General features: G+C 53.4%; 13 protein-coding genes. 7 read left to right on the top strand and 6 right to left on the bottom strand.

Annotated features, from left to right (window positions below; all coding sequences use genetic code 11):
- Positions 1 to 26: 26 nt before the first annotated feature.
- The gene (locus CCY01nite_RS00175; RefSeq protein WP_146857286.1) at positions 27 to 518 is read right to left on the bottom strand and encodes a MarR family winged helix-turn-helix transcriptional regulator; all 492 of its coding nucleotides are present in this window, start codon (positions 516 to 518) and stop codon (positions 27 to 29) included.
- A gap of 68 nt (positions 519 to 586) precedes the next feature.
- Positions 587 to 976, bottom strand: coding sequence for an SET domain-containing protein (locus CCY01nite_RS00180; RefSeq protein ID WP_146857287.1), 390 nt, complete (start codon positions 974 to 976; stop codon positions 587 to 589).
- Positions 977 to 1,086: 110 nt separating this feature from the next.
- Here CCY01nite_RS00180 and CCY01nite_RS00185 point away from each other — a divergent pair, with 110 nt between their 5' ends.
- Positions 1,087 to 1,962, top strand: coding sequence for a bestrophin family protein (locus tag CCY01nite_RS00185; RefSeq protein ID WP_146857288.1), 876 nt, complete (start codon positions 1,087 to 1,089; stop codon positions 1,960 to 1,962).
- A 9-nt stretch (positions 1,963 to 1,971) separates the two neighbouring features.
- A complete protein-coding gene (gene mgtE / locus CCY01nite_RS00190) occupies positions 1,972 to 3,348 on the top strand; it encodes a magnesium transporter (protein ID WP_146857289.1) in 1,377 nt (458 codons plus the stop codon).
- Here mgtE and CCY01nite_RS00195 read toward each other — a convergent pair.
- Positions 3,253 to 3,909, bottom strand: a complete 657-nt coding sequence (locus CCY01nite_RS00195) for a SixA phosphatase family protein (RefSeq protein WP_186830831.1) — start codon at positions 3,907 to 3,909, stop codon at positions 3,253 to 3,255. The two genes, mgtE and CCY01nite_RS00195, sit on opposite strands and share 96 nt — an antisense overlap.
- A gap of 52 nt (positions 3,910 to 3,961) precedes the next feature.
- Here CCY01nite_RS00195 and CCY01nite_RS00200 point away from each other — a divergent pair, with 52 nt between their 5' ends.
- The 5 genes from CCY01nite_RS00200 (at position 3,962) to CCY01nite_RS00220 (ending at position 14,732) form a co-directional block, all read left to right on the top strand.
- The gene (locus tag CCY01nite_RS00200; RefSeq protein ID WP_146857291.1) at positions 3,962 to 6,313 is read left to right on the top strand and encodes a S9 family peptidase; all 2,352 of its coding nucleotides are present in this window, start codon (positions 3,962 to 3,964) and stop codon (positions 6,311 to 6,313) included.
- A 100-nt stretch (positions 6,314 to 6,413) separates the two neighbouring features.
- Positions 6,414 to 10,022, top strand: coding sequence for a TraB/GumN family protein (locus CCY01nite_RS00205; RefSeq protein ID WP_146857292.1), 3,609 nt, complete (start codon positions 6,414 to 6,416; stop codon positions 10,020 to 10,022).
- Between the two features lie 102 nt (positions 10,023 to 10,124).
- Complete coding sequence (gene glmS, locus CCY01nite_RS00210; RefSeq protein WP_146857293.1) at positions 10,125 to 11,963, top strand: glutamine--fructose-6-phosphate transaminase (isomerizing); 1,839 nt, start codon at positions 10,125 to 10,127, stop codon at positions 11,961 to 11,963.
- A 7-nt stretch (positions 11,964 to 11,970) separates the two neighbouring features.
- On the top strand, positions 11,971 to 14,184 hold the full coding sequence (locus tag CCY01nite_RS00215) for a DUF4954 family protein (protein ID WP_146857294.1): 2,214 nt from the start codon (positions 11,971 to 11,973) through the stop codon (positions 14,182 to 14,184).
- Positions 14,172 to 14,732, top strand: coding sequence for a DNA-3-methyladenine glycosylase I (locus CCY01nite_RS00220; protein WP_146857295.1), 561 nt, complete (start codon positions 14,172 to 14,174; stop codon positions 14,730 to 14,732). Before CCY01nite_RS00215 ends, CCY01nite_RS00220 begins: the two co-directional genes overlap by 13 nt.
- A 68-nt stretch (positions 14,733 to 14,800) precedes the next feature.
- Here the strand turns inward: CCY01nite_RS00220 and CCY01nite_RS00225 are convergent, their stop codons facing one another.
- From CCY01nite_RS00225 to CCY01nite_RS00235, 3 genes are all read right to left on the bottom strand, one after another.
- Positions 14,801 to 15,955, bottom strand: coding sequence for a cellulase family glycosylhydrolase (locus CCY01nite_RS00225; RefSeq protein ID WP_146857296.1), 1,155 nt, complete (start codon positions 15,953 to 15,955; stop codon positions 14,801 to 14,803).
- Between the two features lie 86 nt (positions 15,956 to 16,041).
- On the bottom strand, positions 16,042 to 18,411 hold the full coding sequence (locus tag CCY01nite_RS00230) for an ABC transporter permease (RefSeq protein WP_146857297.1): 2,370 nt from the start codon (positions 18,409 to 18,411) through the stop codon (positions 16,042 to 16,044).
- A 132-nt stretch (positions 18,412 to 18,543) separates the two neighbouring features.
- Positions 18,544 to 18,948, bottom strand: coding sequence for a septal ring lytic transglycosylase RlpA family protein (locus CCY01nite_RS00235; protein ID WP_222614287.1), 405 nt, complete (start codon positions 18,946 to 18,948; stop codon positions 18,544 to 18,546).
- Positions 18,949 to 19,104 lie beyond the last annotated feature (156 nt).

Here is a 19,104-nt window from a genome sequence, read left to right on the forward strand (position 1 = left end):
GTATAAATAGATTGTTTTGGTATTGATCATTTCTCCACCGGCATCGCCCGCAATATCCGCTCCGCCAGCGGCTCCGCTTCCACCGCTCTTTCCAGCGCCCCGATCGCTTCCAGTATCCTGCTGCTTTGTTTGTTTTCCATCACCATATCACCCATCGCCGCTTCAATCCCTTTCCATACCGGCAGCACCTGCTTCAGCAGCTCCTCCCCCTTTCTGGACAGCACCACCCACTGGCGGCGGCCATCCTCTTCGCAGCGGCTGGTCTTCAGCAGCCCCTTGCCTTTCAGGTTGGTCACCAGCTGGCTCACGGCGGAATGGGACACTTCCAGCTCGGTGGCAATGTCCATCAGCGTCAGCTTGTCTTTCACCGATAATAAATAAAACAAGGGGAACCAGCTGGCGTCAAAGGCAATGCCCGCCCGGGCGTACACTTTGTTCACCTCTGCCAGGAAGTACTCGCTCAGGCGCCGGAGCCGGCTGCCGAAAATGAGATAACCAAGTGAAGGATAAAAGCTCATAGTAAAAATATATAAGTGCTTATATATTTTACAATATTAAGAAATCCTGACCATACCGGCCGGATTTTTTATTTACGCTTTACGTCGAACCAAACAGGTGATTTGTCGGTGATATCGCCGTTATAGTTGATGGTCAGCTCCTCGCCTTTTTTGATATCGCGGCGGGTCTTGATAGCCATGGTATCCGCGTCGAAGTCCATTTCATATTCACAATTAGGCTCGTAATCGTGATTGTAAATGGAGCAGAAGCCCAAAGCAATGCAGGAGCGGGTTTCGCGTACACCCCAAAGGAAGATGTAGTTGTGCAGCTTGGTTTTATCCACGATCTGCGTATCGCTGTTAGACAATACCAGCACGGGGGATATTTCGATGAGCGTTCCGGCGGGAATACGTTCCTTGGTGAAAACACCGCGGCCTTTTTCTTTGGTCTTGTTAATGTACAAATACGGCTTGATCATATGTCACTGGTAAAAAGAAGGCGTAAAGTAACACTAAACTTTGTGGTTATCAAAATATCAATTCGTAACGGCCATTCCTGTGAATCATAATAGATGTTATTTTTGTGCGTATGATCAATTATAACCCGAAGGACTGGTTTACCTTTATATTCCGTATTCACAAGGCCGATACGGTCAAGCGGCTGTTCCCCATGTTCGTTGCCATTGCGCTTTATTCAGCGGCCATTGCCTGGCTGGAGCTGGAAGTGTTCAAGTTATCCGAAAAGGACCATCTGCGGAATATTACGGCCATGCACGGCCTGCTGGGTTTTGTGATCTCCCTGTTGCTGGTATTCCGTACCAATACGGCGTATGACCGCTGGTGGGAAGGGCGCAAACAATGGGGGATGCTGGTGAACAACTGCCGTAACCTTGCCCTGAAGCTGCAGGGCGTACTGCCGGCGGGGCATCCGGCCCGCGCGTATTTCCGCCATATGATCCCCAACTTCGCCTATACGCTGAAGGACCATCTGCGCGGGGAGCTGCATGTGGACAAACTGGAAAACCTCAGCGCCGAAGAGCTTTCCCGCCTGCAGGAAGGCATACATGTGCCGAACCAGATCGCCGCGTTCATCATTGCAAAAGCCAACGAACTGTACCGCCAGCAGGTGATCACCGGCGACCAGCTCATTACCATCAACCACCAGCTCGAGGCGCTGACGGACATCTCCGGCGCCTGCGAACGCATCAAAAATACCCCCATCCCCTTTTCATACAGCGTGTTCCTGAAGAAGTTCATTTTCTTTTACGTGATGACGCTGCCAATGGGATACGTATTCGGATTGGGTTACCTTGTGGTGCCGATGGTCGTTTTTATATTTTATGTGCTGGCGAGCCTGGAGCTGATCGCGGAGGAGATCGAAGATCCTTTTGGCAAGGATGCGAACGATCTGCCCACGGAAATGATCAGCGCCAATATCCGCAGGCATGTGCAGGAGATACTCTAAATTGGTCTTATGGAAAATGAAGTATTAATGGAACGGTTCGAACAACTGGTGAAAACGCCGGATGCCGGGGAGCTGAAGATATTCCTGGACGACCAGCTGATCACGGACATTGCCGAACTTGTTTATGAAGAGCCGGACCACGCGCCGCTGATCTTCAAACATCTCAGCCTGAGCCGCGCCACCGCGGTTTTCAGGATACTTGAATTTCCCACGCAGGAAGAGATCATCCGCGCCCTGCCGCCCGCCAAGATCGCGGAACTGCTGAACGAGCTGCCGCCGGACGACCGTACCGCTTTCCTGGAAGAGCTGCCCAGCCAGGTCGTGCAGGAGCTGATCAAACTGCTGGACCCCGAAGAAAGAAAGGTCACGCTCTCACTGCTCGGCTACCCCGAAAGCAGCGTGGGCCGTATCATGACGCCCGATTACATCGCCGCCAAAGAGCACTGGACCGTAGCCAAAGTGCTGAGCCACATCCGCATGTACGGGCGGGACAGTGAAACCATCGACGTTATTTACATCATCGATAACAACGGCAGACTCCTGGATGACTTCCGTATCCGCGAATTCCTGCTCGTGTCCCCCGAAACGGTTGTCAGCTCCCTGATGGACGACCGCTTTGTAGCCCTGCACGTGAACGACGAACAGGAAGAGGCCATCCAGGTGTTCCGCCTTGAAAACCGTGTAGCCCTCCCCGTGCTGGACGACAAGGGCGTTATGCTCGGTATCGTCACGATCGACGACATGCTGTGGATCGCCAACGAAGAACATACGGAAGACGTGCAGAAGATCGGTGGTACCGAGGCGCTGGACGAACCTTACCTGGACATGCCGCTGCTCAGCCTCATCAAAAAACGGGTGGGCTGGCTCATCATTCTTTTTATCGGCGAAATGCTCACCGCTTCGGTGATGACCTATTTTGAAGACGAGATCGCCAAAGCCGTGGTGCTTGCGCTGTTCATCCCGCTGATCATTTCCAGCGGCGGCAACAGCGGCTCCCAGGCGTCTACGCTCATCATCCAGGCCATGGCGCTGGGCGAGCTGACGATCAAGGACTGGTGGAGGGTGATGCGCCGCGAGATCGCTTCGGGCATTATGCTCGGCAGCGTACTGGGGTTGATCGGCTTTATCAGGATCATTATCTGGAACCAGTTCTTTCATACCTACGGAGAACATACCATCCTTATCGCGCTCACGCTTGGCGTATCACTGATAGGCGTGGTGCTGTGGGGAACATTGTCCGGCTCCATGCTGCCGCTGATATTAAAGCGCGCCGGGGCCGACCCCGCCAGCTCATCCGCGCCCTTTGTTGCGACGCTTGTTGACGTGACGGGGCTGCTGATCTACTTTTCCGTGGCTTACCTCTTCCTGCGGGGGATACTGCTGTAAGGAATCGCCGTCATGATGCAGCAGCAGCCGGATGTGCTGCACTTTGCTGGCAGCGCTCGTTTTATGTACAATGAATATATTCCCGTAATCGGTATCCGCAATGGAATCCATTCTCGTTCTGGCATTCAGGCTTTTCAGTATGGGAAGCATGGTGTTGCTGTGCGCGATCACCAGGATGTGCTTGCCCCAGTCCCCGCGGCGGCTGATCTCGTAGATCAGCGATTCACCGGTGGCGTCCGGTTTGTAAAATGCCGTGTCGATCCTGTTTAAAATGCGCAGGGAATCCCCGGTTTGCACACTGCGTTTATAAGGCGTGCAGTAAATTCTGCTGATGGAGGAATCTTTCAGCAGGCGGTACAAAGCGCCCGCCCTTTTTCTGCCCGCCGCCGTGAGGGAAGGATCTTCCCCTTTGTCTTTTTCCGCGTGGCGCACGAGATAAATAGTGCCTGTGAGAAAGGTGCTGTCCTCCGAAACCTGCACCCGCGCCCGCTGTCCCATATTCCCGCATGCGGCCAGCAGCAGAACAAGGCTTACACCGGTTATCATTTTACCTGCGATCATGCGCTGTTGTTTATCTATATTGCAACAAATTATAAAATTCTTCACTATTAATATGAAAAAAATACTGCTCCCGCTGGCAGGCGTGCTGCTGGCTTCCGTGACTTTTGCACAGCAAAGCAGCCCGCTGACGGTTGAAAAGATCATGCGCGATCCGAAGTGGATCGGCACTTCGCCGGACAACCTGACCTGGAGCCCGAAGGGACAAACGGTTTATTTCAACTGGAACCCTGAACAGGCGCCGGCGGATTCGCTGTATGCCATCACATTAAATAACCATACGCCCGTTAAAACAAAACCGGCGGAACGGCAACGGATCAGCGCCCGGAACTATGGCCGCTACAACCTTGCCAGAACGCAGCTGGTGTATACTTTTCTCGGCGACGTGTTCCTGCTGGACCTCTCGTCCGGCAAGGAAACGCGCATCACCAACACCACCGAAGCAGAATCCGGCGCAGCATTCGCCTTTCATGATACCCGCATCCTTTTCCGCCGCCAGCGCGATCTTTTCACCTGGGATATCAAAACGGGAACGATTGAGCAGCTGACGGATTTCGTTTCCGGCAGCAAACCCGCTGCCAGAGAAGCGCGCAGCACTCCGCAGGAAAAATTCCTCAAAGCGCAGCAGCTGGAACTGATGGAAGTACTGAAAGAGAAAAAGGCGAAGACAGACGCGGCTACCGCTTACAGCAACAGCCTGCCCAAACCTCCGCAGCTGCGCCCCCTCTATTTGGAAGATAAAAGTCTCGGCGCCGTAGAGATCAGTCCCGATGGCCGCTTCATCACTTACCGCCTCTACCGCGCACCGTCCGGCAGCGAGCACACCATTGTGCCCGCATTTGTAACGGAAAGCGGATACACGCAGGATATCAGGAGCCGTTCAAAAGTAGGCGCACCGCAGGGCAGCTTTGAATCTTTTGTGTATGACCGTGAAAAAGATACTGTGCTGCCGGTTAAAACCGCCGCCATCCCCGGTATTACAGACCGCCCGGATTATGCAAAGAATGACACCGGCAAAGTAAAACCGCGCGGCGTGATCATCAGTGAGCCGGTATGGTCGGACAAGGGCACGCATGCCGTGGTGGAAGTAAGCTCGCAGGATAATAAAGACCGGTGGATCATGCTGCTGGAAGCCGCTACGGGTACGCTCCGGCTGGTGGACAGGCAACGCGATGAAGCGTGGATCGGCGGGCCGGGGATACATGCCGGCAACATCGGCTGGATAGATGAACAAACGCTGTGGTTCCAGAGCGAAGCCACCGGCTATTCGCACCTGTATACCTATAACGTTTCCTCCAACAAAAAAAAGGCGCTGACCAGCGGAAAATATGAAGTGCAGGACGTACAGCTCGCACACAACAAAAAGCATTTTTACATCCTCACCAATGAAGTGCATCCCGGCGAAAAACAGTTTTACCGTTTGCCGGCGAGCGGCGGGAAAGCAGAACGCATCACCAGCCTGCCCGGCGCACATACCGTTAGCATGTCGCCGGACGAAAAATGGATCGCCTACCGTTATTCCGCTTCCAACAAACCCTGGGAAATGTACCTCCAGGAAAACAGGCCGGGCGCCAAACCATTGCAGATAACGGACAAAGCACAGTCCGCCGAATTCAAAGCCTACCCCTGGCGCGAGCCGCAGGTGATCTCCTTCAAAGCCCGCGACAATGCCGATGTGCCGGCAAGGCTTTACCTGCCAGAAGCATCTAAAAAGAACGGCGCCGCTGTGATATTTGTGCATGGCGCCGGCTACCTGCAGAACGCGCATAAATTCTGGAGCACCTACTTCCGGGAATATATGTTCCACAACCTGCTGACAGACCTGGGGTATACCGTGCTGGACATGGATTACCGCGGAAGCGCGGGCTATGGCCGCGACTGGCGTACCGGCATCTACCGCCACATGGGCGGTAAAGACCTGACGGACCAGGTGGACGGCGCTAAATTCCTGGCGCAGCAGCATGGCGTAGACCCGAAGCGCATCGGCATCTACGGCGGCAGCTATGGCGGCTTCATCACACTGATGGCCATGTTCACCACGCCGGATGAATTCGCAGCCGGCGCTGCGCTTCGCTCGGTAACGGACTGGGCGCATTACAACCACGGCTATACTTCCAACATCCTCAACGAACCGCATACGGATTCTCTCGCCTACCGCCGTTCTTCACCTATTTATTATGCGGAAGGGCTGAAAGGCCACCTGCTGATGTGTCATGGCATGGTGGATACCAACGTGCACTTCCAGGACATTGTACGCCTTTGCCAGCGGCTGATAGAACTGGGGAAGAACAACTGGGAACTGGCTGTATACCCTGTGGAAGATCACGCTTTTACAGAGCCGGCCAGCTGGACGGACGAATATAAGCGGATACTGAAGCTTTTTGAGGACGTGCTGCAACGCAAGTGAAGGCGCCACATGCCGCAACGCCCGTGAACAAGCCGGCCGATGCCCTGCAACGCCCGTAAATCAGTATATTTGACTGCACAAAATTCCCTATCAGCCATTTATGAACTATTTGCAAAGAAGCGTTTTGACGTGCCTGCTGCTGTCAGCAAGCACCCTCGGAGCAGGACAAACAAAACCCACAGCTAAAAAGCAATACCAGGGCCTTCTCTGGGAGATTTCCGGCAATGGCCTGCAAAAGCCTTCTTACCTGTTCGGCACCATGCACGTCAGCTCAAAGCTGGCTTTTCACCTGAGCGATTCCTTCTACCATTGCATCCGCAAAGCGGACATTGTGGCGCTGGAAACAGATCCGCAGCAGCTGCAGGAAGATTTTTCCAAAAGCAGCATGCTCCGCCTCAGCTCCCGTTACATGACGGACATGAGCGCGGGCATGATGACCAAAGATGCCTTTACCATTGGCTCCTATTCGGACCTTCTGCGGACAGGGCTCACCTACCGCCCGGAAATGATCAACCACCTGCTGTACCGTTCCTTCGCCGCGCAGGAAGATTTTGAGGAAGATACTTTCCTGGACATGTACATCTACCAGGTTGGAAAGAAAATGGGAAAACGCGCTACCGGCGTGGAGAACTTTGCGGAATCGGAGCGCCTGATGCTGGAAGCTTACCGCGATGCCGCCAACGATAAAAAAAATAAACGACCCGAACGGATAGAAAATGCCGGTGAAAAGCTCAACGATGCTTACCGCCGCGGGGACCTGGACATGCTGGATTCCCTCTCCAACAACCAGTTCTCCTCCCCCGCTTTCCTTGAAAAGTTCCTGTACAAACGTAACGAGAACATGTTCCGCTCCATCGATTCCATTATCCGCAAAGACGCCCTGTTCGCGGGCGTAGGCGCCGCGCACCTGCCCGGTGATCGCGGCCTTATCAACATGCTGCGGAAGGCAGGGTATAAAGTAAGGCCCATTGCCATGACGAACCGGGACAGCGAGCAGAAAGAACAGATCGAAAAGATAAAAGCGCCCGTCGTTTTTTTCCCGTATACATCAGCAGACGGATGGATCAGCGCGGAATTACCCGGAAAGCTCTACAACTTCAGCAGCCTGACCATGCTGAACCAGTTGCAGTATGCAGACCTCGCCAACGGCGCTTACTACCTCGTGAGCCGCATCCGCACCAACGCGCTCAGCCTCGGGCAAAGCGAACAGGACGTATATGCCAAAGTTGACAGCCTCCTTTATGAAAACATCCCCGGCAGGATCATCACCCGGAAATCCATCACCAATAACGGTTACAAAGGGTTTGACATTCTCAACAGAACGCGCCGCGGCGATCTGCAGCGCTATAATATTTTCATCACGCCCTTTGAAGTGATGATCTTCAAGATCAGCGGCACCGGCGACTATGTGGAAGGCGCGGAAGCCAGCCGCTTCCTGTCATCCATCCGGCTGCAACCCCTCGCGTCCGCGGCATGGACCAACTACCGCGCGCCGGACAACAGCTTCTCCGTACGTGTGCCGCATACCCCTGTATCCGGCTCCAACTTCTCATTGCGCAGCCTGAGCAAAAGGCAGGAATATGAGGCGGTGGACCGGCAGAACGGCAACAGCTTTCTCGTGATCCGCAAGGCCATTCCCGATTACGAGATACTGGAAGAAGACACCACGGACATCAGCTTCGTGGAAGAGAGCTTCCAGCAGTCACCGTTCATCAAACAGCAGAAAAGCCGGCAGTTCATCCGGTATAAAGGCCACCCCTGCCTGGAGATCGTCAATCAGAATAACGATAACAGCTACACGCAAACACGCATCCTGCTGCAGGGCCCGCAATACTTCATTCTGTCAGCCCGCTACAGGCATGATAAAAAAGCGGTACAGGAATTTTTCAACTCCTTTACACCCGGCAACCCGGATTACAAGGCATTCCATCCCTATACGGACACCAGCCTTTACTTCCTCGTTAACACCGCGGTAAAGCCTAACGACGATGATGCCCTGGTGGAAGCCATGTCCGGCGGCAGACAGGAACAGGAAGATTATCTTTACCAGACGCGCAGCAAAGTATTCCGTTCAGATACCACCGGCGAAGAGGTTAAAGTTTCTTTCGAAAAGTTTTCAAAATACTACAGCACGAAAGACAGTGCGGAGTTCTGGCAGAACCAGGAAGAAGACCTCACCAATGATGGTGATTATGTGATCGCATCCCGCAGCTTTGAACGGCTGCCCGGCTGGGAAAGCCTGCTGCTGAAAATGCGCGACACCAACAGCTCTCGGAACATGCTGGCGAAGGTGATCGTACGCGGCGGCGCACAATATACCTTGCAGGCGGTGATCGATGAGGTGAACGGCCCCTCGTCTTTTATAACAACCTTTTTCGATTCTTTCCGGCCCGCGGACACGCTGTTTGGCAGGTCCATCTACATCAGCAAAGGCGATGCGCTGATCGCCGATTTTCACAGCCAGGACAGCACCACGCGCGCACAGGCCCGCAAATCCATCGGCAGGGCCAACTACCGGAACGAACATGCGCCCGCGCTCATCAACCTGATCCGTGGATGGAACACGTCCGAAAAGAACTATCTCGAGATCAAAAGAGATCTTATCCGCGAGCTGGGATACATCCAACATCCGGCGATCCTGCCATTCCTGCGGAACGCCTACGTGGCGGCCAACGACACGGCAAGCCTGCAGCACATCATCCTCTTCAGCATCGCCAAACAGCAGACCAGTGAAGGGCATGCCCTGCTGAAGGAACTGGTGATGCAGGAGATCCCCATCTTCAGCGATCATAACAGCCTCAGCTCCATCACCTCCGTGCTGGAAGATTCCCTGCAGCTGGCGGCCACGCTTTTCCCCGATCTTTTAAAACTCACGGCGTTAACGGACTACAAAGACCCGGTGTACGGCCTGCTGGCGGAACTGGTGGACAGCAATGCGATCCGGCCGGCCGTGTATGAACCGTATATCAACCAGATCGCGTTCGATGCGCGCGTAGCCGTGCAAAAAGAACTGGCAGGCGAGCAGAACCGGATGGACAAGGATGATGACGATATCAATCCGGGAGGATCGCGCTTGTATGAAAATACTTCCCTGCAGGAATTCGCCGTGCTGCTGTTCCCCTACCGCAGGCAGCATAAGAACGCAGAACGTTTCTTCGCCCGTTACGAAGCCAGCAACAACCCCTTGCAGCAAATTCCGCTGGCGCAGCTGTACCTCCGCCACCAATGGCCGGTGTCTGACAGCATACTGTTAAGTGTAGCCACGCAGGAGAAATACCGTATTCATTTATGGCAGGCATTGACGGACATTAACCGGCTGGATAAATTTCCCTCGGCCTGGAAGCAGCAGGAAGCCATCGCCAAAAGCGTGCTGTACGATGCTGTTCCTTACGACATCAGGCTGGACTCCGTGGTGCTGCTCAGCAAGCAACATACCACACACCGCTTTAAAAAAGGGATCGTATATCTTTACAAGTTCAGGCAGAAAGAAGATGATGCATGGTACCTCGGTATCAGTGGTATGCAGCCTGATGATGAAAAGCAAAGTTCCGGTAACCAGTCACTCACACAATTCACCAATATCCGCTATACGAAAGACAAAACAACAGCCGAGCAATTCAACAAAGTGCTGCGGCAGGTGAAATATAAAAACCGCTATGGATGGGACGATGATCAGTTACTCCATCCGTTCCGCGCGGGCGGTTACTAGACAAATTAATGTTTCAACATCTGAATTCCGCTCCTTCATTTGCGGAAATTCTCTCATTTTTTCCCATATTGCAGGGATTAACCACAAAAATCACTTACAAACATGTGTGGAATTGTAGCCTACATAGGAAAACGGGAAGCATATCCCGTTGTAATCAAAGGTCTCAAACGTCTGGAATACCGCGGATACGACAGTGCCGGAGTTGCCCTTCTCAACGGTGGCGACCTCAAAGTATATAAGAAGAAAGGAAAAGTGGCGGAGCTGGAAGACCATGTAGTAGGGAAAGACCTGCACAGCGTACTCGCCATCGGTCATACCCGCTGGGCCACACACGGCGAGCCCTGCGACCGCAACGCGCACCCCCATTTGTCCGGCGACGGCAAGCTGGCAATGGTGCATAACGGCATCATCGAAAACTACGCGCAGCTGAAAAAAGAACTGCTGAACAAAGGCCACCAGTTCACCAGCGATACCGATACCGAAGTACTGATACACTTCATACAGGAGATCAAAAAAAGCAATCAGTGCTCCACGGAAGAAGCGTTGCGCATTGCCCTGAAAAGAGTGGTGGGCGCATATGTGATCCTCATCGTGGATGAAGATAATCCGGATACGCTGCTCGCCGCCCGCAAGGGAAGCCCGCTCGTGATCGGCGTGGGCAAGGGCGAACACTTCCTCGCGTCTGACGCCTCTCCCATTGTGGAATACACGAAAGAAGTAGTATATGTAAATGATTACGAGATCGCGATCGTGAAAGCCGATGAGCTGATCCTGAAAAATATTTCCAACGAAATACAAACGCCTTACATCCAGAAGCTGGACGTGGAACTGGCCGCTATTGAAAAAGGCGGTTACGACCACTTTATGCTGAAGGAGATCTTCGAGCAGCCGCAAACGATATTCGACAGCCTCCGTGGCCGCCTGGATGCGAAAGCCGGCAAGCTCACGCTGGGCGGCCTCCGCGAGCATACAGACCTGCTGAAGGAAGCTAACCGCATCATCATTGTGGCCTGCGGTACTTCCTGGCATGCGGGACTGGTAGCGGAATACATGATCGAAGAATTGTGCCGCATACCGGTGGAAGTGGAATACGCTTCCGAGTTCCGTTACCGCAACCCCGTAGTAGGCAAAGGCGATGTGATCATCGCCGTATCGCAGTCCGGCGAAACGGCGGACACGCTGGTGGCGATGGAAAGCGCCAAGGAAAAGGGCGCCATCATTCTCGGTGTATGTAATGTGGTAGGCTCCTCCATCGCACGGCTTTCTCACGCCGGCGTATACACACACGCAGGCCCGGAGATCGGCGTAGCCAGCACCAAGGCTTTCACTGCGCAGCTGGCAGTGCTCGCCCTGATCGGCCTGAAAGTAGCCGTGGAAAAAGGCACCATCACCGAACAACGTTTCCAGCACCTGCTGGACGAACTGGAAGATGTATCCGACAAAGTAGCCATCGCTCTCGAACTGAACGAACAGGTGAAAAAAATCGCCGACAAATACAAGGATGCCCGCGACTTCCTTTACCTCGGCCGCGGTTACAACTTCCCCGTGGCGCTGGAAGGCGCGCTGAAGCTGAAAGAAATATCCTATATACACGCGGAAGGCTATCCCGCCGCGGAAATGAAACATGGCCCCATTGCACTGGTGGACGAAAATCTGCCGGTGGTGTTCGTGGCTACGAAGGACAGCTATTATGAAAAGATCGTGTCCAACATCCAGGAGATCAAAGCGCGCAAAGGCATGGTGATCGCCATCACCACGGAAGGCGACCAGATCATCCCCGGCATGGCGGACGATGTGATCGTGGTGCCGGAAGCCGATGAGCTGGTAGCGCCGATCATCTCGGTGATCCCCCTGCAATTGCTGGCATACCACATCGGCGTGCTGAAAGGGCTGGATGTGGACAAGCCCCGCAACCTGGCGAAGTCAGTCACTGTAGAATAATATCCTTATGAACCATATAGAAAAGAAGCCACTCAGCCAGCTCGGTTATCAGTTCATCGATAACACCTGGCTGCCGGAAGGCAAAACCGAATACTATCTCCGCGATCAGCAAAGAGGCAAGGAAACCGTGCACCGCAAGCTGAAAGCCTGGGAGATAGAAACGCTGGTACGCAACGACAATACTTCAGACGACTGGAACAACATTTTTGTAGATAACGAATTTGATCCCAACCTCGTGCAGCACTGCCACTTCTACGGCATGATCCGCATCGGGAAGCTGGAACCTTACTTCCTCGAATTCCACAACCTCCGCCTGCCGGTGGGGCTGTACAACAGCACCATCGCCTCCTGCGATTTCGGGGATAACGTAGTGGTGCATAACGTGAACTTCCTGTCGCATTACATCATCGGCAACGAGGTGATCATTGCCAACGTGAACGAAATGGGCGTGACCGATCATGCCAAATTCGGGAACGGCATTGTGAAAGAAGGTGAACCGGAAAGCGTACGCATCTGGATGGAGCTGTGCAACGAGAACGGCGGCAGAAGCGTGATGCCGTTCGACGGCATGCTGCCCGGTGATGCCTGGCTGTGGACCCGCAGCCGGCAGGACCAGGCGCTGATGGACCAGTTCAAGTCCTTCACCGAAAAACAGTTCGATAAAAAAAGAGGATACTACGGCATGGTGGGCGACCGCACGGTGATCAAGAACTGCAAGATCATCAAGGACGTGACCATCGGAACGGACGCCTATCTCAAAGGCGCCAACAAGATCAAGAACGTGACCATCAACAGCGAAGCGGGCGCTCCCTCGCAGATAGGCGAAGGCTGCGAGCTGGTGAACGGCATTGTGGGGCTGGGCTGCCGCGTGTTTTATGGCGTAAAGGCCGTGCGTTTTGTAATGGCCTCCCATTCACAGCTGAAATACGGCGCGCGCCTCATCAACTCCTATCTCGGCAACAACGCCACCATCTCCTGCTGTGAAGTGCTGAACTCGCTCATATTCCCGGCGCATGAACAGCACCATAACAATTCATTCCTCTGCGCGGCGCTCGTCATGGGGCAAAGCAACATGGCCGCCGGCGCTACCATCGGCTCCAATCACAACTCCCGCGGCGCGGACGGCGAGATTATCGCCGGACGGGGCTTCTGGCCGGGACTTTGCGTAAGCCTCAAGCATAACTCAAAATTTGCCAGCTTCGCACTGATCTCCAAAGGCAATTATATGAGCGAACTGCGCGTGCCTTTCCCGTTCAGCCTTGTGGTGAACGACGAGCACGAGAACATGCTCAAAATAATGCCGGGGTACTTCTTCCTGCATAACATGTACGCCCTCGCGCGTAATTCCTGGAAGTATGTGGACCGCGACAAACGCACCGACAAAACACAACCCATCGAATACGACTACCTGGCGCCGGACTCCGTGGAAGAGATACTGGAATCGCTGGAGCTGATGGAGATCGCGGTGGCGAAAGCCTACTACCGGAAGCAGGACAAGAACATCGAAAAGCTGTCCAAGAACACCATCCGGCAAACGGGCAGAAACCTTCTCCTGGAAGAGAACGCCAAAGTAAGCCGCATGGAAATACTGGGAGAAAACATTGAGAACAGCCAGCGCAAGGTACAGCTGCTGAAAGTGCACAAGTCCTACCCGCTGTTCCGCGAACTGATCACCCTGCATGCCATCCGCAACCTCATCAAAAACGCCACAGCCTTCAACATCAGCTCCTTTTCCGCTTTGCAGGCTTACTGCAAGAATGTGAAACGCAGCGCCTGGCACAATGCCGGCGGGCAACTCATCAAGGCGGAAACGCTGGAAGACCTGAAGAACCGCATCCGCAAAGGGAAGATCGGCAGCTGGCCGCAGCTGCACGATGCGTACCGCGAGATCGGCGCTTCCTATGAGCAGGACAAGCTGCAGCACGCGCTGGCCTGCCTCCTGCAGCTGCACGACATCAGCCCGAAAGAACTAACGAAACAACAGCTCAAGAAATTTCTCGAACAGTCCGTTTTCACTTTCGGCACACTGACGGAAGGCATCTATCATTCCCGCGAAAAAGATTACCGCAACCCATTCCGCCAAATGACCTACGAAAACGAAGCGGAAATGGAAGCCGTAGTCGGCAAGCTGGAAGATAACAGCTTCATCCAGCAAACGATCAACGATCTGAAAACATACAAGAAACAGGTGAAAGAAATGATCAAAAAATGGGAACTGTAACACGCTGCAGCTGGTGCCTGAAAGACCAGCTTTACATGGATTACCATGACCATGAATGGGGCACGCCGAGCCATGACGATACGCATCTCTTTGAAATGCTGAACCTCGAAGGCGCGCAGGCGGGGCTGAGCTGGTATACCGTGCTCACCAAACGCGAAAATTACCGCAAGGCTTTTGACAGCTGGGACGCGAAGAAGATCGCGAAATATACCGAAGCCAAAGTGGAGAAGCTGATGCAGAACCCCGGCATCATCCGCAACCGTTTAAAGATCAACGCTACCATCGGTAATGCGAAAGCATTTCTTGCCGTACAAAAGGAATTCGGCAGCTTTGATACATACATCTGGCAATTCGTTGGCGGCCAACCCATCGATCACAAATACAAAAGCCTTTCGCAGGTGCCGCCCCGCACGCCGGAATCAGACGCCATGAGCAAGGATTTGCTGAAGCGGGGGTTCAAGTTCGTGGGCTCTACGATCTGCTATGCGTACATGCAGGCTACGGGTATGGTGAACGATCATATTACCGCCTGCTGGAAGCACCAATAAAAAACTCCCGGCATTATACCGGGAGCTGTGAATAGACTATGGAAGCGCCTTTGCGGGCGCTTCCTTTTTTATGATTTCTTTCCTGTGATCGATTTGATAAATTCTGTTTCTTCCTTGCTATACGGTTCTCCGTTCTTTCTGAACACGTCATGGAACCAGGGTTTAGGCTCTTCCTTGTAGGGTTTCTGCCAGCTGTCCCAGGGATAGTTGGTTTGTGATTTCCCTTCGGCAAAGCCCCAGTTGTAAGCGCCGATGTTATGTTTTTTGAAGATCGGGAGGATGGCGAAGAAAGTGCTGTTCCGCGGGCGCGCCATGTATTCGGTACAAACCAGCGGTTTGCCGAGCTGCTGCAATATGGCGATGCGCTTTTCCACTTCGGTGGTATCGTCGTACGTATGGAAGCTGATGATATCCGATTGTTCCAGCATCAGCTGGCTGATGGGACTGATCTTTTCGGGCGTCCAGTCGCCGATCCATACGCCGGAAGTCAGCGGCTGTTCAGGGTTTGCGGCCCTGGCCCACTCAAAGGTCTTTTTCAGTTTCGGCAGTACGTACTCCGCTTTGTTTTGCAGCTCCACCGTTCCGTAGGCGGATTTGTTGGGATTATCGGGCTCGTTCCATACGTCCCAGCATACCACTCTTTTATCCTTTCCGAAACGTTTAATCGTTTCCGTTACATAGCCTTCCAGCTTGTTGAAAGCCGCGGAATCTTCCAGTATTTTGAGGCCGGGGCTTTGCACCCATCCGGAGTTGTGCACACCGGGTTTGGGCTCGCGCTGTTTACCGGCTACCGGGAAGGGGTCCCACACGGAATCGAACAATACGAACATGATGCGGATGTTGTGTTTGGCCGCGATGCCGAGGAAGGTTTCCATCCGCTGGAAAAGCCCTTCAGGGTCCTGCGTGTACAGCAGGTCATGCAGGAATACGCGCATGGTATTCATGCCGATGGAAGCCGCGAGGCCCAGTTCCTTGTCGATCGCCGCGGTATCGAACGTTTCGGCCTGCCACATTTCCAGCTGGTTGATGGCCGAGCTGGTGATGTAATTGGCGCCTACCAGCCAGGGCTGGTCCTTATACCAGTTATTCGCCTGCTCCGCGGTCCACACCGTTCTGGTGGCGGTGGAGTCCGCGTTACCGGCAGATGCTGCTTTTTTTTGCCCGGATTGACAGGCAAACAGGGTCATGGCCCCGAGTAACAATGTCCATGTGTGTTTGATCATAAAGGAAATATTTTACTGACGTGGAACTGGTAAAATATCATTTTTTACCGGAATATGCAACACATTCCATGCGTGGGGACGATTGGTTATTCACTTCTGAGGCTCTTCACCGGGTTGAGCATAGCGGCTTTGACCGCCTGTGTACTTACCGTCAGCAAGGCGATCACAACAGCGAGCGATCCCGCGAGGATAAATATCCACCAGCTGATATCGATCCGGTAATCATAGTGCCGCAGCCAGTTCTGCATCAGCCAGAAAGCCAGTGGTGAAGCAATGAGGCAGCCGGCCAGCACCAGCCATACAAATTCCTTTGATAACAGCATCCACACGTCCGCCAGGGAAGCGCCCAGCACTTTGCGGATACCGATCTCCTTCGTTCTTCGTTCCGCCATGAACATTGCCAGGCCAAACAGCCCGAGGCAGGAAATAAAAATCGCCAGCACCGCGAAAATACCTGCCAGCTTGCCCACCTGGTTTTCCATGGCGAACTTCTTGCCGTATTCTTCATCCACGAAATTGTAGGCAAAAGGCAGGGAAGGATTGTAGCGTTCAACAACGGGCTGAATGGCGGCCAGCGCCTGACGCACGTCCCTGCCGGGTTTCAGGCGGAGCAGGATATCGGAAACGTTATCCGGGTTGAAAATGATAACGGTAGGAACAACGGATTTGAACGGATCTCTCATGATCACGTTTTCGTTGACGCCGATGATGGTGAGCGGCTGGTCGTTCAGCCGGATTATTTTGCCGAGCGGCTCTTTGAAGCCGATCACCTTCATGGCGGCTTCATTGATGATCACGGCGGACGAATCGGTGCGAAACTCTTTCGAGAAGGCACGGCCCTGCTTCAATCGCAGGCCAACTGTTTTTTCATAGTCCCATTCCGTCATCACCACGTCCATGGCTATATTCGCCGAAGGGTCGTACCCTTCCCAGGAAAAGCCGCCCCAGTTGTTGTTCACACCGGTCATCGGGCTGGAAGATTTGGATACCGCCTCCAGGAAGCCGGTATTCAGCAAGTCCTGCTTCAGCATGGCGTATTGTTTGATAAGGTCTGTGCTGGCGCTGATGGTGATCAGGTTATCCGGATCATATCCCACCGAACGTTCCTTCGCATGCCTGATCTGTTGAAAAACAATGACGGTACTGATGATCAGCCCCACAGACACTGCAAACTGGGAAACCACAAGCACTTTACGGAAAGCGGCGGCGCCTGTTCCCTGCCGCAATGTGCCTTTCAACACTTTTACCGGCAGGAAAGAAGACAGGTACAAGGCGGGATAGCTGCCTGCTATCAGTCCTGTAAGAATGCACACTCCCAGCACCGACGCCAGCAGCGAGAGATCGGAAAAATTGATCCTGATCGCTTCAAACCCCACATCTTTCAGGAAAGGCAGCACCACCCACATCAACACCAAAGCCAGCAGAAATGCAATGAATGCCGTGAGCATGGATTCGGTCAGGAACTGCACGATCAGCTGCGAGCGCTGCGAGCCGATCGCCTTGCGGACGCCCACTTCCCGCGCTCTTTTCCCAGAGCGGGCGGTGGACAGATTCATGAAATTGATACAGGCGATCAGCAGCACAAGGATGCCTACAATGCCAAGCAGCCGCACGTATTCGATCTTGCCGCCGACGCTTGCCCAGTTCCTGTAATCATTGTACAAATGCCAGCGCAGCAAGGGCTGCAGGAAAAGCCGCTGCCCTTTATTGTTTTCGTCCTTCTGCTCTATCAACCGCTCGATCTTCTTTGAAAAAGCTTCCATGGAAGCGCCTTCTTTCAGCTCCACCAGATTCATCAGGAAATTATTGCTCCACTGCGTTTTCGCATTTTTTACGAAATCAATGTTCAGCACCTTGAACTCGAACGGCGCGAGAAATTCGTACCCGAAAGAGAAATTGGAAGGCGCATCTGCGATAACGCCGGTTACCTGTACATTGTACTGGTTGTCTATACGGACGATCTTGCCGAGGGGGTTTTGCCCCCTGAACATGGTTGCTGCAAGGGATTGCGATAATATGATGGAGTTAGGATCGTTCAAGGCGGTTTCAATATTGCCCTGCAGCAGCGGCAGCGAGGACATTTTCAGGAAATCCGGATCTACGTATCTGCCTCTTTTGCTGTATTTGCTATCTCCGTGCATAAGGCTGTGACCGTTTCCCCAATCCATTCTCGTGGCTCTTTCCACTTCCGGATAATTGTTCTTCAGCTCGTCGTGCAAAGGCAGGGGCGTTGCCACCTGTGTGGCTTTCTCGTTGTTGAATTGGGTGTTCTTCCGCATGATGCCGATGCGTTCCGCGTGCTCGTTAAATTTGTTGAAGCTGGTTTCATGCTTCACCCACAGGCCGATGAGCAGCGCGAAGGCCATACCGGTGGACAGGCCGAAGATATTAATGAATGACAGGGTCTTGTTTTGCCGGATGGTGCGCCAGGCTATCAGAAAATAGTTTTTTAACATGTTCCGGATTTTGGTGGGCAGGTGAACAGGCTAAAAAAGGGGCCAGATTGTGACAGGACTGTAAACCATGTTTTTATACCTGAAGGATTTATTCAGATGTCCGGTTTTGGTACATGGCGTGTTCGGTTCTGGTCAGCTCGCCGCCAGATCAAAATAAGGGATGCTGTTCACGTACGCCTTCGTCACCACTTCCACGCGCACTTTTGCGAGCCCCCAGTGGATGAAGCCCAGCTTCTTCGCCGCCGCCTGCGTCAGGTCTACGATACGGCGGTTGGCGTGATGCAAACGGTCGGTGACCTTCACCACTACCCAACGGTTGTTACGGATATTGGTTACTTTGATATAGGTGCCGAGCGGCAGGGTATTATGCGCGGCCGTCATGGCGGTGTTGTCGAATATCTCACCACTGGCTGTTTTGCGGCCGTGGAACTTTTGTGCATAGTAGCTGGCGATGCCGGTTTTGGGCACCACTTTCTGTGCTACCGCCGGAGCGAGGCCCGCTGCTATTAACATCAGTGTTACTATTATTTTCTTCATGACGCCGGAGATTGACAAATACCATTCCATAAAACGTTAAAACAGCCGCTAAAGTTGTTAAATGGACTCCAAATGACGAAAGCCGGAAAAAATCCGTCAAAATAACATCAGTTGGCTCCTCTTTAGTCCATTATTTTACCCGTTTTCTCAAATGTC

Source organism: Chitinophaga cymbidii (assembly GCF_007992715.1).
Taxonomy (GTDB): domain Bacteria; phylum Bacteroidota; class Bacteroidia; order Chitinophagales; family Chitinophagaceae; genus Chitinophaga; species Chitinophaga cymbidii.

Coding starts and splice junctions, on each gene's coding strand:
- CCY01nite_RS00225 (WP_146857296.1), bottom strand. CDS start 15,955: ATGATCAAACACACATGGACATTGTTACTCGGGGCCATGACCCTGTTT.
- glmS (WP_146857293.1), top strand. CDS start 10,125: ATGTGTGGAATTGTAGCCTACATAGGAAAACGGGAAGCATATCCCGTT.
- CCY01nite_RS00205 (WP_146857292.1), top strand. CDS start 6,414: ATGAACTATTTGCAAAGAAGCGTTTTGACGTGCCTGCTGCTGTCAGCA.
- CCY01nite_RS00200 (WP_146857291.1), top strand. CDS start 3,962: ATGAAAAAAATACTGCTCCCGCTGGCAGGCGTGCTGCTGGCTTCCGTG.
- CCY01nite_RS00180 (WP_146857287.1), bottom strand. CDS start 976: ATGATCAAGCCGTATTTGTACATTAACAAGACCAAAGAAAAAGGCCGC.
- CCY01nite_RS00215 (WP_146857294.1), top strand. CDS start 11,971: ATGAACCATATAGAAAAGAAGCCACTCAGCCAGCTCGGTTATCAGTTC.
- CCY01nite_RS00175 (WP_146857286.1), bottom strand. CDS start 518: ATGAGCTTTTATCCTTCACTTGGTTATCTCATTTTCGGCAGCCGGCTC.
- CCY01nite_RS00195 (WP_186830831.1), bottom strand. CDS start 3,909: ATGATCGCAGGTAAAATGATAACCGGTGTAAGCCTTGTTCTGCTGCTG.
- CCY01nite_RS00220 (WP_146857295.1), top strand. CDS start 14,172: ATGGGAACTGTAACACGCTGCAGCTGGTGCCTGAAAGACCAGCTTTAC.
- CCY01nite_RS00235 (WP_222614287.1), bottom strand. CDS start 18,948: ATGAAGAAAATAATAGTAACACTGATGTTAATAGCAGCGGGCCTCGCT.
- mgtE (WP_146857289.1), top strand. CDS start 1,972: ATGGAAAATGAAGTATTAATGGAACGGTTCGAACAACTGGTGAAAACG.
- CCY01nite_RS00230 (WP_146857297.1), bottom strand. CDS start 18,411: ATGTTAAAAAACTATTTTCTGATAGCCTGGCGCACCATCCGGCAAAAC.
- CCY01nite_RS00185 (WP_146857288.1), top strand. CDS start 1,087: ATGATCAATTATAACCCGAAGGACTGGTTTACCTTTATATTCCGTATT.